This is a genomic window from Pandoraea vervacti (assembly GCF_000934605.2).
Lineage (GTDB): Bacteria > Pseudomonadota > Gammaproteobacteria > Burkholderiales > Burkholderiaceae > Pandoraea > Pandoraea vervacti.
On sequence record NZ_CP010897.2, the window covers coordinates 2,310,609 to 2,325,295 of the forward strand.

Sequence of the window (14,687 nt, forward strand, 5' to 3'; positions counted from 1 at the left end):
CACCAGCGTCTCCCACTTATCCAGCGCGCTTACTCGGCGCTCGGCGGCGGCACATAGCCTTGCGCCACGTCGGCGCCCTCGCCGAAGAAGTACTTTTCGGTCTGCTTGACGAGGTATTGGCGAGCGCGCGGGTCTGCCATGTTGAGGCGGTTCTCGTTGATCAGCATCGTCTGTTGCTTGAGCCATCCGGCCCAGGCTTCTTTGGAGACGCTTTCCCAGAGACGTTTGCCAAGTTCGCCGGGCATCGGCGGGAAATCGAGACCTTCGGCTTCTTTGCCGAGCTTGATGCATTGAACCATGCGGGCCATGAGGGGACTCCTTCGTGATCGTCGTATTGGGGTAAAGAAACGCCGCACGCGAGCGCCGGATTGCCGTGATCGAGTGGCAAATGGGCAAATCGGGCAAACCGGGGCGAATGATGCAAAAAGCGCGGCGGCAGATATCCGGATATGGGGGGCAGGGCGCGCGATGCAAGGCCGGCATCGCGTACGCGCCAGGGCTGCCCGCCAGGGTTACAGCTTCTTGATCAGCACCAATGAGCGGCGCTGCCAGTTGTACAGGCGGCGTCGGTCGGCCGGCAGATCGTCGACACCGGCCTTGACGAAGCCTCGCTTGAGGAACCAGTGTTCGGTGCGCGTCGTAAGCACGAACAGGCGCTCCAGCCCGCGTGCGCGGGCACGCTGCTCGATGTGCTTGAGCAGGCGTTCACCGTCGCCCGATCCCTGCGCTTCCGGGTCCACGGTCAGGCAGGCCATCTCGCCAATGCGCTCGGTCGGATAGGGATAGAGCGCCGCGCAGCCGAACAGGCGTCCATCGTGCTCGATGACCGAGAAGTGATCGATGTCGCGCTCCAGTTGATGGCGCCCGCGCCGCACCAGCGTACCGTCCGCTTCCAGCGGTTCGATCAACTGGAGAATGCCGCCGACGTCGTCGATGGTCGCTTCGCGCAGGCTTTCCAGATTCTCATACGAGATCATCGTGCCGACGCCATCGTGCGAGAACAGTTCGAGCAGCATGCTGCCATCGAGCGAGAACGGCACGATGTGCGCACGGCCCACGCCGGCACGGCACGCGCGTGTGGCGTACTTCAGATAGAACGCCGAGTCGCGGTCGATCGTGCCCTGCGATTGCATGCGCTGCGCGTCTTCTAGCGTCAGTTCGCGTTGCAACTCGTTGTATTCGTTCAGAACGCCGGGCGTCTCGGTAATGAAGATCAGCTTGTCAGCGCGCAGCGCAATCGCCGCGGACGATGCCACGTCTTCCATCGTCAGATTGAACGACTGGCCCGTGGGCGAGAAACCGAGCGGTGAGAGCAGCACGATCTTGCCGTTCGAGAGCGACAGGCGAATCGATTCGGCATCGACCTTGCGAACCACGCCGGTGTGCTGGAAATCCACGCCATCGACCACGCCGACCGGGCGCCCGGTGACGAAATTGCCCGAGACCACGCTGATTCGCGCATTGCCCATTGGCGTGTTCGGCAGCCCCTGGCTGATCGATGCCTCGATGTCCAGACGCAGTTCGCCGGCCGCTTCCTTCACCGCTTCGAGCGCGGCCGCGTCCGTAATGCGCAGTTGCTGGGCAAAATGCGACTCGATATGCCGCAGGCGCATTTGCTCCTCGACCTGCGGTCGCGAACCGTGCACCAGCACGATGTGCATGCCCATGGCGCACAGCAGCGCGACGTCCTGAATCAGGGAGTCGAGCCCGCCTGCCGCAACCAGTTCGCCGCCAAAGGCAACCACGAAGGTCTTGTCACGGAACGCATGGATATAGGGGGCGACCGAGCGCAGCCAGTCCACGAACTGGGCTTGATGGGCGGTCTCTTCGTCTTGCAGGGCGGGGTCGGGTTCGGTCAGCATGGGTGTACGTGCGCAAACATGCGCAGATTATATAATGCGCGCCCATGGCAAGTGATGAACGAAATCGACAATCTAAGCCCCCGAAGCCAAAAGTGACGGCGCCGGGGCATACGCGTGTTCAAACCGCGGGCACTTCACAACCCAAGCAACCCAAGCAACCCAAGCAATCCAGGCAACCCGATCGCGCGAAGCACCCGGCCGGGACGGCCGAGGCCGGACGCCGCCTGTCGCCCGCCGAGCGGGCTGCGCGCGACGCCGAGCGCCTGGCGGCCCGTCAGGCCGCGGCCAATCGCATCGCGACGATCACATTCCCCGAAGCGTTGCCGGTCTCCGGCCGCCGGGAGGAGATTGCGCGCGCCATCGCCGGGCATCAGGTCGTGATCGTGAGCGGCGAGACCGGCTCCGGCAAAACCACCCAGCTGCCGAAAATCTGTCTCGCACTCGGGCGCGGGTTGGGCGCGGGCGGCACAGGTCTCATCGGTCATACGCAGCCGCGACGTATTGCTGCTTCCGCCACGGCCCGCCGGATTGCCGACGAGCTGAATACGCCGCTGGGCGAGATCGTCGGGTTCAAGGTGCGGTTCAACGACACGCTGTCCAACGGCGCGTCCGTCAAGCTGATGACCGACGGCATTCTGCTTGCGGAGACGCAGACCGACCCGTTGTTGCGTGCGTACGACACCATCATCATCGACGAGGCGCACGAGCGCAGCCTGAACATCGACTTTCTGCTCGGCTACCTGAAGCAGTTATTGCCGCGCCGGCCCGATTTGAAGGTCATCATTACCTCGGCGACCATCGACGCCGATCGCTTCGCCCGCCATTTCGGCACGGGGGAGGGCGAGTCGCTGCGTCCGGCGCCGGTCATCGAGGTGAGCGGCCGTCTGTATCCGGTGGAGGTGCGCTACCGTCCGATTCAGGATGACGTGCGTATTGCCAACGCCGAGGGTCGTGATGGCCGCGAGGGCAGCCGCGCGAGCGCCCGCGACCGGGAGCGCGATCTGATGGACGGCATCGTCGACGCCGTCGATGAACTCTGCCGTGAGGGCTCGGGCGACGTGCTGGTCTTCCTGCCCGGCGAGCGCGAGATTCGCGAGGCCGCCGAGTCGCTGCGCAAGCACCATCCGCCGCACACCGAAATTCTGCCGCTGTTTGCACGCCTGTCCGCGAGCGATCAGGAGCGCGTGTTCAAGCCGTCCAATGCGCGACGCATCGTGCTGGCGACCAACGTGGCGGAAACGTCGCTTACCGTACCCGGCATCCGTTACGTGGTCGACGCCGGCACGGCGCGCGTGAAGCGCTACTCGTACCGCAACAAGGTCGAGCAGTTGCAGATCGAATCGATCTCGCAGGCCGCCGCCAATCAGCGTGCAGGCCGATGCGGCCGGGTCGCCGACGGCGTGTGTATCCGTCTGTACGACGAGACCGACTTCCAGTCGCGCGCGCGCTTCACCGACCCGGAAATCCTGCGCTCGTCGCTGGCGGCCGTCATCCTGCGGATGCAGTCGCTGCGACTCTCGAAGGTCGAGGGCTTCCCGTTCATCGAACCGCCGCCCGGGCGCGCCATCGCCGACGGCTATCAGTTGCTCAATGAACTCGGCGCCGTGGACGACACGAACCAGCTCACGCCACTCGGGCGCGAACTGGCGCGACTGCCGCTCGATCCGCGCGTGGGCCGCATGATTCTTGCCGCGCGCGATCAGCAATCGCTGCGCGAAGTGCTGATCATCGCCAGCGCCCTGGCGGTGCAGGACCCGCGCGACCGGCCCATCGAGGCGCAGGACGCGGCCGACAACGCGCACAGGAAGTTTGCCGACGAGCGGTCCGAATTCCTGTCGTGGATCAAGATCTGGAAGTGGTTCGAAGACGCCATCGCGCACAAGAAGTCCAACCGTCTTCTGGCGCAGGCGTGCCGCGAGAACTTCCTGTCGCAGTTGCGCCTGCGCGAATGGCGCGACGTCCACAGCCAGTTGCTCACGGTGGTGCGCGAGCAGGGGTGGCGCATCAATGAATCGGAAGCCACCTACGAGCAGGTGCATCTGGCGCTGCTCGCAGGCTTGCTGGGCAACATTGGCTGCAAGGCCGACGACGACCCGCATTTCCTCGGCGCGCACGGCATCAAGTTCCATATCTGGCCGGGTTCGTCGCTGGTCAAGAAGGCAGGCCGATGGGTCATGGCCGGCGAACTGGTCGAGACGAGCCGCCTCTATGCGCGCTGCATCGCCCGAATCGAGCCGGAATGGATCGAACGCGTGGGCAAGCATCTGGTGAAGACGTCGCTGTCGGACGCGCACTGGGAGAAGAAGGCCGCGCAAGTCGTCGCGTACGAGCGCGGCACGCTCTATGGTCTGACCATCTACGCACGCCGTCGCATGAACTTCGGTCCGCGCGATCCGCGCCGTGCGCGCGAGATCTTTCTGCGCAGCGCGCTCGTCGAAGGCGAGTGGGAGACGAAACTTCCGTTCTACGCTCATAACCGCAAGTTGATCGCGGACATCGAACAGCTTGAGCACAAGTCGCGCCGCCAGGATGTGCTGGTCGACGACGAACTGATCTACGCTTACTACGACGCGCATGTGCCCGCCGATCTGTACGATGGCGCGAGCTTCGAGCACTGGTATCGGGAGACGGCCAAGGGCACGCCCCGACTGCTTTATCTGGTGCGCGACGACCTCATGCGTCACGAGGCGGCCGGGGTCACCACCGATCTGTTCCCGAAGAAAACGGCCATTGCCGGCATCGAGATGGCGTTGACGTACCACTTCGAACCGGGCTCGCCGCGCGACGGCGTGACGCTCGCCGTGCCGCTTTACGCCCTGAATCAGGTCGACGCGCGCCGTTGCGAATGGCTCGTGCCGGGCATGCTCAAGGAAAAGGCGCACCTGTTGATGAAGTCGCTGCCGCAGAAGCTGCGGCGTCACTTCGTGCCGTTGCCGGAGTACGCGGCAGGCTTTTTCGATCGGGCGACGTTCGGGCAGGGCGCCCTGCTCGATGCCCTCATGGCGGATGCGCGCGAGCAGACCGGGGTCATGCTCAAGTCGAGCGACTTTAAGCTGGAGATGCTGCCCGCGCATTTGTCGATGAACTTCAAGGTGATCGACGAGCACGGCCGTCAACTGGGCATGGGGCGCAACCTCGCCCAACTGCGCGCCGAACTCGGCCAGCAGGCGCAGCGAACGTTCCAGCAGCTCGCGGCCAAAAGCGGCGCCACGCCCACGGGCAGCGCGCCGGCGGCGCCGCGAGAGCGTGGCGGGGACGAAGGTGGCCAGGCAGACAACAGCGCCAAGAGCGCAGGCAAGGCGGGGCGCACGGCGGCAACCCAAGCGGCACCCGCCGCCGCGGTCGAGCCCGGTCGCTACGACAATCTCACGACGTGGAGTTTCGGCGAATTGCCCGAGATGCTGGAAATCCGGCGTGGCGGGCAGACGCTGTTCGGCTATCCGGCGCTCGTCGACCGAGGCGACCATTGCGATCTGGAGGTGTTCGACGATCCCGACGAAGCGCAGCGGCAGCATCGTGCAGGCCTGCGACGCCTGTTCGCCATCCAGCTTCGCGAACAGGTGAAGTATCTGGAGAAGAACATTCCCGGCTTGCAGCAGATGGCGATGCAGTATATGAGTCTGGGCACGCAGGAGGAACTGCGCGACCAGATCGTGGATCTGGCGCTCGAGCGGGCGTGTCTGGCGTTGCCGTGGCCGAGCGAGAACGCGTCGTTTGTCGCGCGCAAGGATGAAGGGCGAGGGCGTCTGACGCTGCTCGCGCAGGAGATTGCGCGACTGGCCGGGCAGATTCTCGCCGAGTATGCCGCGTTGCAGAAGAAGCTGGCGCAAGCCAGGCCGTTTGCCCAGGCGCACGCGGACCTGAGCGCCCAGTTGCAGCGCCTCGTCGGCAAGCGCTTTCTCATCGACACGCCATACGCCCAGTTGGCGCATTTCCCGCGCTACCTGAAAGGCATGGCCGCGCGTATCGACAAGCTCAAGGCCGATCCGTCGCGCGACGCGCGCGCCATGAGCGAGCTCGGGCCGTTGCTGCAAAACTGGCAGCGGGCGACGTCGCAACGCCGGGATCACGGCGATGCAAGGCTCGACGAATTCCGCTGGCTGCTCGAGGAGTTGCGCATTTCGCTCTTCGCTCAGGAGTTGCGCACGCCCATGCCGGTGTCGGTCAAGCGTCTGCACAAGGTGTGGGAAGCGTTGCAGCGCTGAGGGCCGGTTTGCGCTACGTCATGAAGTGTGCGGATGGTGTTTCGTCTGATCAAAAAATGTACGCGCGAAGCGCTGCGCCGAGGCGTTCCCAGCCTACAATAGCGAGACTTTTTCCAGAGACTTCGTGATGCGCAAACTTCTGATTGCCGCCAGTCTGGCGGCTTCCTTCGGACTCGCGGCACTGGCCGGTCCGGCCCGCGCCGCGGCACCCGCGCCCGAGAGCGTGGTGGTCGTGCTCAATTCGGCCGACGCCAGCGTCAGCCTGATCGACAAGGCCTCGCAGAAGGTCATTCAGACGTTCCCGGTCGGTAAGGAGCCGCATCACCTCATGGCGACGCCCGACAACCAGTCGCTCATCGTCGCGAATTCGGTCGGCAACAACCTCGTCTTCCTCGATCCGAAGACGGGGCAGATCCAGCGCAAGATCGAGAACATCGAAGACCCCTACCAGATCGGCTTCTCGCCGGACAAGAAGTGGTTCGTGGCCAACGCGCTGCGTCTGGACCGCGTGGACGTCTACCGCTTCGACGGCAAGAATCTGAGCGTCGCGCAGCGTATTCCCATCAAGAAGATGCCGAGCCACCTCGTGTTCACCGAGGACAGCAAGCTTGTGTTCATCTCGCTGCAGGAGTCGAACGAAGTCGCCGCCATCGATCTGGCTACGCAGAAAGTGATCTGGAAGATGAAGGTCGGCGACAGCCCGGCCGGTGTGTGGCTCACGCCGAACGACAAGTATCTGCTCGTGGGCATGACGGGGGCCGATTACGCGGCAGTGGTCGACTGGCGTAACCAGAAGGTCGTCAAGACGATTCCGACCGGCAAGGGCGCACACAACTTCCGCTCGCTCGCCGATGGCAAGCACGTGCTGATCTCGAACCGGGTTTCCAGCACGATCAGCATCATCGATCAGGAGTCGCTCACCAACGTGGGCAACATCACCGGTCTGCTGCCGGGCCCGGACGACATGGAACTTACCGCCGACAGGAAACAGCTCTGGGTGACGTTCCGCTGGGCGCGCAAGGTCGGCATTATCGATCTGGCCTCGCGCAAGCTCATCAACACCATTCCGGTCGGACGCTCGCCGCACGGGATCTATTTCTACGACCGCGCGCCGGTGCTGTAACATCAAGGCCTTACTCTCAAGGCTTTGATCGCACGGGGGCCACGGCAGCGCGCCGTGGCCCCCGTGCGGTCCGTACCACACCTGCATGAACGATATTCTTCGCGCGCTTGGCCGCGCGCTCGTGAGTCTGCTGCATCCGCGCATGCTGTGGCTCACCGCAATGCCCTTCATCGTCTCCGGTCTTCTCTGGGGCGCCGTGATCTGGTTCGGATGGGAACCCTTCACCGACTTTCTCCGCGTCTGGCTCGAACAGTGGGAATTCACGCAGTGGATTTACCGCTTCTTCGGTTATTTCGGCGTCGACAGCGTGCGCATGGCGCTGGCGCCGTTCATTCTGGTGGCGCTGCTCGTGCCGCTCATCGTGGTCACGGCGCTGCTGCTCATTGCGGGATGGTCGATGCCTGCGGTGCTGCGTCATCTGTCGCGACGGCATTTCATCCACCTCGAAGCGCGGCAGGGCGGCTCGTTCTGGGGCAGTCTCGGGCAGTCGCTCGGCGCGACGTTCGTGTTCCTGATCGCCGCGCTCGCAACGTTGCCGCTCTGGCTGGTGCCGCCGTTCTTCGCGATCGTGCCGCCGCTGCTCTGGGGCTGGCTGACGTATCGCGTCATGACGTATGACGCGCTTGCCTATCACGCGAGCGCGGACGAGCGTCGTCGGCTGGTGCGTGAAAAGCGGTTGCCGTTGCTGGTGATCGGCGTGGCGACAGGCTTGCTCGGTTCGTTGCCCACGCTGCTGTGGGTCTCGTCCGTCATCATGATCGTGCTGTTTCCGGTCATCGCGCTGCTGGCGATCTGGCTGTATGTGGTGATCTTCGTATTTTCGGCGTTGTGGTTCGCCCACTATTGCCTGCGAGCGCTCTCGCGCATGCGCGCGGAGGACGCGCACCACGAGCCGTCCTTCTCCGGGACGGTGCTGCCGGGCGCTGGCGCGCCGCTGCCGGACAGCGAGGATTTGCCCCCGGCGGAATCGCCGCGGTTGCCGGGCGCACCCGGTCCGTCCGGTCCGACAGGGTCCCCTAACGGTTCGCCGTGAAAGTGGCACAATCGTCGAATTGCGCGCCGTCGGCAGGCGGCGCTGCGCATCCCCCAGGCACTGACGACAAGACAAAGGAAGCATCATGGCGGTCGGCATCATCATCATCGGCGACGAAATTCTCTCGGGGCGTCGTCACGACAAGCATCTGCCCAAGTTCATCGAGTTGCTCGCCGAGCGTGGCATGCAACTGGGCTGGGCCGAGTACGTCGGCGACGACCCGGAACGCATCACGGCAACACTGCGGCGCACCTTCGCGAGCGACGACATCGTGTTCGTGACCGGCGGCATCGGGGCCACGCCGGACGATCACACGCGTCAATGCGCGGCGGCGGCGCTCAATGTGCCGCTGGTGCTCACGCCCGAAGCCGAGGCGCTCATCATGGAGCGCATTGCCGATACCAGCCCGGACGGTGTGGCCGACATGACGCAGGCCGATAACCGTCACCGTCTGAAGATGGGCGAGTTCCCGGTCGGTGCTCGCGTGTTGCCGAATCCGTACAACAAGATTCCGGGTTTCTCGGTCGAGCACCATCACTTCATGCCGGGTTTTCCGGTCATGGCATGGCCGATGATGGCGTGGGCGCTCGACACGTACTACGCCGATCTGCATCACCTCACGAAGCACACCGAGCGCTCGGTGCTGGTCTTCGGACTTGCCGAATCGACGCTCACGCCGCTCATGGAGGCGATCGAAGCCGAGTACGGCGGCATCAAGGTGTTCAGCTTGCCGAGCGTGGGCGATGCGGAGCGCGGAGCCATTTACGCGCGCCGTCACATCGATTTGGGCGTGAAGGGCGATCCGACGCTCGTCGGCGCCGCGTTCGAGCGATTGATTGCAGGGGTGAACGCGCTGGGTGGCGAAATCGTGCATCCGGCCGAGGCGATCGCGTTGCCGGAAGGCACGGTGCCGGCGGCGAAATAGCCTTCGGCCCGCGAGGTCCGCTCGCGGATCACACTCCGTTCGCAGTCGGTCCTCGATTGCCGACGTCTGGAAATTGGCGCCGGAAACTGAAGCCGGAAATGAACGCCGGAAACGAAAGCCGGAAACGAAAGCCGGAAATGAACGCCAGGAATGTCAAAACGGCGCTTGCCTTCGTGGGCAAGCGCCGTTTGTTTTGATGCGGGCGCCCGGAACGTTGGATTCCTTGGCGTCGACAAGCCCTCGGAACGAGTCGGCGCCGCTCAGAACCCGGCGAGAACCAGCTTGCCGATGGTGCGTCCGCCTTCGAGCTGGGCGTGCGCGCGGCGCAGGTTCACCGCATTGATCGGGCCGATGACTTCACCGACGGTGGTGCGCAGCGTCCCGGCGTCGACCAGACGGGCAACTTCGGTCAGCAGTCTGTGCTGGGCAATCATGTCCGGCGTTTCGTACATGGCGCGCGTGAACATGAATTCCCAGACGAACGTGGCGCTCTTGCTCTTGAGCAGGCCGACTTCGAGCGGTCCGGCATTCTCGACGATCGAGCAGATCTTGCCTTGCGGCGCGACGGCGTCGGCCATGGCGGGGAAGTGCGTGTCCGTGTCGTTCAGGCACAGAACGAAATCGACCTGCGGCAAGCCAAGGGCTTTCAATTGCGTGGGCATGTCCTGATAGTGGTCGATGACGTGCTGCGCGCCCAACTGACGGCACCAGTCGGTCGACTCCGGACGCGAAGCGGTAGCCACGATGGTGAGCCTGGCCAGACGGCGCGCGAGCTGAATCGCAATCGAGCCCACGCCGCCCGCGCCGCCGACGATCAGAATCGACTTGCCTTCATCGCGCCCGTCGGGGGCGATGCCGAGACGGTCGAACAACGCCTCCCACGCGGTAATGGTGGTGAGCGGCAATGCGGCTGCATTCACGAAGTCGAGCGACGTGGGCATATGTCCCGTGATGCGTTCATCGACCAGATGGAATTCGCTGTTTGCGCCGGGGCGCGTAATGCTGCCCGCGTAATAGACCGGGTCGCCGACCTTGAACAACGTGACGTCCGGCCCGACAGCGGCGACCGTGCCGGCGGCATCCCAGCCCAGCACACGGGGCTGTGACTCGACCTTGTCCTTCGGCGCGCGCACTTTCGTGTCGACCGGGTTCACCGAAATGGCCTCGACTTTGATCAGCAGGTCGTGTCCGGCGGGCGTCGGCGTTGGCAATTCGATGTCTTCGAGCGATTTCGGGTCGTCGATCGGCAGGTAACGGGTCAATCCGATGGCTTTCATCTGCTTTCTCCTGAAGTGAAGGCGCGCCGCCTTTATGTGGCGGATTCGCGACGCGCCGAATGCGATAGCGAAAGATTACGGCTAGTCGATTGAATTGATAATTCGCATAATGCGGAAAAGATTTTTTGGAAAATCCATCAAATGGCATTGGACCTCGATACCGTCGCATTGTTCGTGCGGGTGGCGGCGCTGGGAAACGTCTCGGCGGCAGGCCGTGAGCGCGGCCTCTCGCCAGCCACGGCCAGCACGCGGCTGGCGCAGCTCGAAGGCGTGCTGGGCGCCAGGCTGCTGCATCGGACGACGCGACGTGTCGCGCTGAGCCAGGAGGGAGAAGTCTTTCTTGCGCAGGCGCAGGCGCTGCTGGCTGCGCAAGCGCAGGCGCTCGCGAGCGTGGGGCAGGGGTTCGCCGCACCGCAGGGGTTGCTGCGCGTGTCGTGTTCGTCGTCGTTTGCGCGCCAGCACATCTCGCCCGCGCTGCCCGAGTTTCTGGCGCGCTATCCCGGCATTTCGCTGGATTTTCGATTGACGGACCGGGTCGTCGATTTGCTGGAAGAGGGCGTCGACATGGCGATCCGCGTCGGGGCGTTGCGGGACTCGACGCTCATTGCCCGCAAGCTTGCCGCGAACCGGCGCACGTTGTGTGCGTCGCCGGCCTATCTGGCCGCGCATGGCACGCCCCGACATCCGAGCGACCTGACGCAACATGAATGCCTGACGCTCGGCGAGCAGCGCGATTGGCGGTTTCTCACACCGGGCGGCCCGCTAAGCGTGCGTGTGGCGGGGCGTCTGGTGTCGGACAACGGCGAAGTGCTGCGCGACGCCGTGCTGGCGGGGCTGGGCATTGCACTGAAATCAACGTGGGACGTGGCGGTGCACTTGCAGCGCGGGGAGTTAGTGCCTGTGTTGCAAGCGTACCCGCTGGCCGAGGAAGTCGCGATTTGGGCGGTGTACCCAAGCCGGGCGTTCGTGCCGCCGAAGACCCACGCGCTCATCGAGTTCTTGCAGGCGCGTTTCGGCCCCGTGCCTTATTGGGAAACGCAGTGGCCGGCCAGCGCCGACGGCAGACAAGGCTGACGGGATCGTGCTGCGCTGCAGCCGTCAGTGCAGGCGATGTGTGCGTGTGGGCTGCGAGCCGGTATCGTCGTGGCCGATGGCGGGACTCGAATGATGCAGCACCAGCCGCCAGCCGTCCGCTTCCTTCAGGTACACATTGGTGGTGAGCACGAAAGCGAAACGCGCCTCCGGGTGTGTCTCGACCTGAATTTGCTCCAGCACGTTGTGAACGGCGCAAAGCGGGTTGTGGGCCACCTGAAGGTGACTCACGGTGACCTGCAGCCCGCCTTTGGCGAGGATCTGCCGCCAACTGGCGCGAATGGCCGCAGGGCCGACGTGTCGCGGGCCTGACGGATGAATGCAGACGACCTCTTCGTCTTCGGACCAGACATCCATCAACGTCTCCGTGTCGCCAGCACGCAACGCTTCGTAGAACGCGTGCTCGGCGTCTTCCGGGCTGAGAAATATGGCTGCGGGCATAACGGCGGCCTCCGTCGGGGTCCATCGTTGGAATTCATCGTTCGAGATGCCGGGCAAGCGGATGCCGGGCGGCGAACGCGCCGATTATGGAGGGTTTGCCCGGGCTTGTCGAACGCGAGGCGATTTGGGCATGGCGGGGCAGCCGGGCGGTCGGATCGGGTGATCGAACCGAGTGCTTGGCGCGGACGAGCGACGTTTGATCTGGCGCAAGGCGCTGGTTCAGGCGGGCCGGTAGCTTATGGGTGACGGCAAGGTGTTGCGTCGCGCGGTGGGAATGTCACTTGCGGGGGCTGTGGACGGCGGGCGGGGGAGGGCGGTGAAGGGCGGTGAAGGGCGGGGACGTACCTGATGGCGTGACGGCAGGACGGCGGGAGCCGGGGGCGCTGCGGCACCCCCGGGCGGGCGGATCAGCAGTGATGCACGCCTGCGAGCTCGCGCAGCGCGATGCCGTCGATGATCTTGACGTGGCGCTGACGGATTTCGATCATGCCGTTCTGCGCGAAACGCGAGAACAGACGGCTGACCGTCTCCAGTTTGAGGCCAAGGAAGCTTCCGATTTCTTCGCGGCTCATGCGCAGCACGAATTCGTTGGCGGCGTACCCGCGTGCGGCAAGACGTTCGGACAGATTCAGAAGGAACACGGCCAGACGTTCCTCGGCGCGCATGGTGCCGAGCGCGAGCAATTGCTGGTGCTCGTTGCGGATTTCCTGGCTCATCAGGCGATGCAACTGGCGTTGCAGCGACGGCACCTGACGCGACAACGTTTCCAGTTCGTTGAAGCGGGCAATGCACAATTCGCTGTCTTCGAGCGCGATGGCGGTGCTCGGGTGATGGTTGTCGGCCACGGCGTCCAGGCCGATCAGCTCGCCCTGGAGGTGGAAACCGACGACCTGCTCGCGGCCGTCGGGGGCCGTGACGCAGCTTTTGAGCGACCCGAAGCGAATGCCGTAGACGGCGTTCAGGTCATCGTTGGCGTGATACAGCACCTCGCCCTTCTTGAGGCGGCGGCGCTCGCTTACGAGCGCGTCCAGTCGTTCCAGCTCCGGCTCAGGGATGCCGACGGGCAGGCAGAACTGCCCCAGTGAGCAGGTGGAACAACGAGGCTGGGCAACCGGAATGGGGTTGCCGGGAATGCGACCGATCTCGGTGGTCATGGAGGCCCCTGAAGTTATTTTGAGAGTTTACCATGAGGCGTCGACCCCTCGTTTCGACGGGCGAGACATCAGGGTTTCGACGACGCTTTACGGGCGTCGGTGTTTCAGTAATAATTGCGCACATACCGGACGTCCGTCTCGCCGTACTATCGGCCTGGGCGTTTTTCCCGGAAGGTCGTTCGAAGCATTCTGGTCGCGCCGCCGTCACTACGACCGAACACAATAGGGCGCGCGCTTATGCGAAGCGGTTGTTATCTGCGATCGTTTCTCGTGTTCCAAGCATCCATTTATTCCTGATACCGGGTTGCCAAGCCCCCGGTCTGCTTAGTCGCACATGAATACCCAAGAGGCGAAACTCGTCCTCGAGACCGCGTTGATTTGCGCGCAGGAGCCGCTCAAGGTCGGCGACCTGCGCAAGCTCTTCAATGACGCCGTGTCTGGCGACACGGTGCGCGCGCTGCTCGAGGAAATCCGCGTGCAATGGGACGGCCGAGGTGTGGAATTGGTGGCGTTGGCCACCGGCTGGCGTTTCCAGAGCCGTCCGCGCATGCGTGAATACCTTGACCGCCTGAATCCGGAGAAGCCTCCGAAGTATTCGCGCGCGGTGATGGAGACGCTGGCGATCATTGCGTATCGTCAGCCGGTCACCCGTGGCGATATCGAAGAGATTCGCGGCGTCACCGTGAATACGCAGATCATCAAGCAGCTCGAAGACCGCGGCTGGATCGAGGTGATCGGTCATCGCGACGTGCCGGGACGCCCCGGCCTGTACGCCACGACCAAGGATTTCCTCGACGATCTGGGTCTGCGTGCGCTCGACGCGCTGCCGCCGCTGGAAGATCCGGCGGCACAGGCGCAAATCGATTTGCTGGCGCAGCAGAACATTGAATTCGGCGAGCGTGCCGAGGGCGAGGCAGGTGAGGAGGCGGCGTCGGATGACGCGCCCGTCGCCGATGCCCAAGCGCTTGCCCTGCTGGCGCAAACCCGTGCCGACGACTTGCCGCTTGCGCAAGGATTGCCGGAAGATCAGCGCGCGCCGCTGTCGGGTAGCGAGACGGTGTCCGAAGAGACGCTGCTCGATGCCGTGATGGCCGAGGGTGAGGCTGAGGTTCCGGCGAATGGCGCAGTGATGGCCAACGCAGTGGACGCGCAGGAAGCGACGGCTGATGTGCCCGCCGATATTCCGCCGAAAGCCGTCGATTCGGTGGAACTCGCGGACGCGGGGCACGTCAGTGAGCAGGACGGCGCGCTTGCGCAGGATGGCGTCGAGCGCCTGGACCACGAGGAATTTTCCGAAGTGTCGGCGTCTGAGGTTCCTGTGGGCGACGATTCGCCGCAAGATATGGCGAATTCGGTGAGCGCTGATGGACACGACGCCGAAGTAGAAGACGATGCGACGCACGCGGCAGATCCCGCAGCGTCGCTCACGCAAGAGGTTTCCCCGCGCGCTGTCGACCCGGCAGCGAACGAAGCCGCCGCCGGGCATCCCGTGCCCGGTGCGTCGGACGACGACGAGAACGACGGGGACGACAAGAGTCTCGTCACCGGTACCTGAGGCGTCGGCGCAGTGCGCCG

General features: G+C 64.4%; 11 protein-coding genes. 6 read left to right on the forward strand and 5 right to left on the reverse strand.

The genetic code is table 11. The annotated features are described in order from the left end of the window. Positions 1-29: 29 nt before the first annotated feature. Both UC34_RS10485 and argA read right to left on the reverse strand, forming a co-directional pair. Complete coding sequence (locus UC34_RS10485) at positions 30-308, reverse strand: oxidative damage protection protein (protein ID WP_044455490.1); 279 nt, start codon at positions 306-308, stop codon at positions 30-32. Positions 309-512: 204 nt separating this feature from the next. Beyond that, positions 513-1,862: an amino-acid N-acetyltransferase gene (gene argA / locus UC34_RS10490; protein ID WP_044455491.1), complete on the reverse strand. Its 1,350-nt coding sequence runs from the start codon at positions 1,860-1,862 to the stop codon at positions 513-515. A 92-nt stretch (positions 1,863-1,954) separates the two neighbouring features. Here argA and hrpA point away from each other — a divergent pair, with 92 nt between their 5' ends. The 4 genes from hrpA to UC34_RS10510 all read left to right on the forward strand — a co-directional run bounded on the left by hrpA (position 1,955) and on the right by UC34_RS10510 (position 9,148). Then, positions 1,955-6,067, forward strand: a complete 4,113-nt coding sequence (gene hrpA, locus UC34_RS10495; RefSeq protein WP_044455492.1) for an ATP-dependent RNA helicase HrpA — start codon at positions 1,955-1,957, stop codon at positions 6,065-6,067. Positions 6,068-6,194: 127 nt separating this feature from the next. Beyond that, positions 6,195-7,190 carry a YVTN family beta-propeller repeat protein gene (locus tag UC34_RS10500; protein ID WP_044455493.1) on the forward strand — a complete coding sequence of 332 codons (996 nt, stop codon included), beginning with the start codon at positions 6,195-6,197 and terminating at the stop codon, positions 7,188-7,190. Positions 7,191-7,275: 85 nt separating this feature from the next. Beyond that, a complete protein-coding gene (locus UC34_RS10505) occupies positions 7,276-8,223 on the forward strand; it encodes an EI24 domain-containing protein (protein WP_044455494.1) in 948 nt (315 codons plus the stop codon). A gap of 85 nt (positions 8,224-8,308) precedes the next feature. After that, complete coding sequence (locus UC34_RS10510) at positions 8,309-9,148, forward strand: competence/damage-inducible protein A (RefSeq protein WP_044455495.1); 840 nt, start codon at positions 8,309-8,311, stop codon at positions 9,146-9,148. A 260-nt stretch (positions 9,149-9,408) separates the two neighbouring features. Here UC34_RS10510 and UC34_RS10515 read toward each other — a convergent pair whose 3' ends face one another. Then, entirely contained in the window at positions 9,409-10,425 is a 1,017-nt protein-coding gene (locus UC34_RS10515) for a zinc-binding alcohol dehydrogenase family protein (protein WP_044455496.1), read from the reverse strand. Positions 10,426-10,566: 141 nt separating this feature from the next. On the opposite strand from UC34_RS10515, the gene UC34_RS10520 reads away from it, so the two are divergent. Continuing rightward, positions 10,567-11,499: a LysR family transcriptional regulator gene (locus UC34_RS10520; protein ID WP_044455497.1), complete on the forward strand. Its 933-nt coding sequence runs from the start codon at positions 10,567-10,569 to the stop codon at positions 11,497-11,499. 24 nt (positions 11,500-11,523) lie between these two features. Here UC34_RS10520 and UC34_RS10525 read toward each other — a convergent pair whose 3' ends face one another. Both UC34_RS10525 and fnr read right to left on the reverse strand, forming a co-directional pair. Further along, a complete protein-coding gene (locus tag UC34_RS10525) occupies positions 11,524-11,958 on the reverse strand; it encodes a YybH family protein (protein ID WP_044455498.1) in 435 nt (144 codons plus the stop codon). A gap of 407 nt (positions 11,959-12,365) precedes the next feature. Then, the gene (gene fnr, locus UC34_RS10530) at positions 12,366-13,112 is read right to left on the reverse strand and encodes a fumarate/nitrate reduction transcriptional regulator Fnr (RefSeq protein ID WP_044455499.1); all 747 of its coding nucleotides are present in this window, start codon (positions 13,110-13,112) and stop codon (positions 12,366-12,368) included. A gap of 334 nt (positions 13,113-13,446) precedes the next feature. On the opposite strand from fnr, the gene scpB reads away from it, so the two are divergent. Then, positions 13,447-14,667, forward strand: coding sequence for an SMC-Scp complex subunit ScpB (scpB, locus tag UC34_RS10535; RefSeq protein ID WP_044455500.1), 1,221 nt, complete (start codon positions 13,447-13,449; stop codon positions 14,665-14,667). Positions 14,668-14,687: the final 20 nt, after the last annotated feature.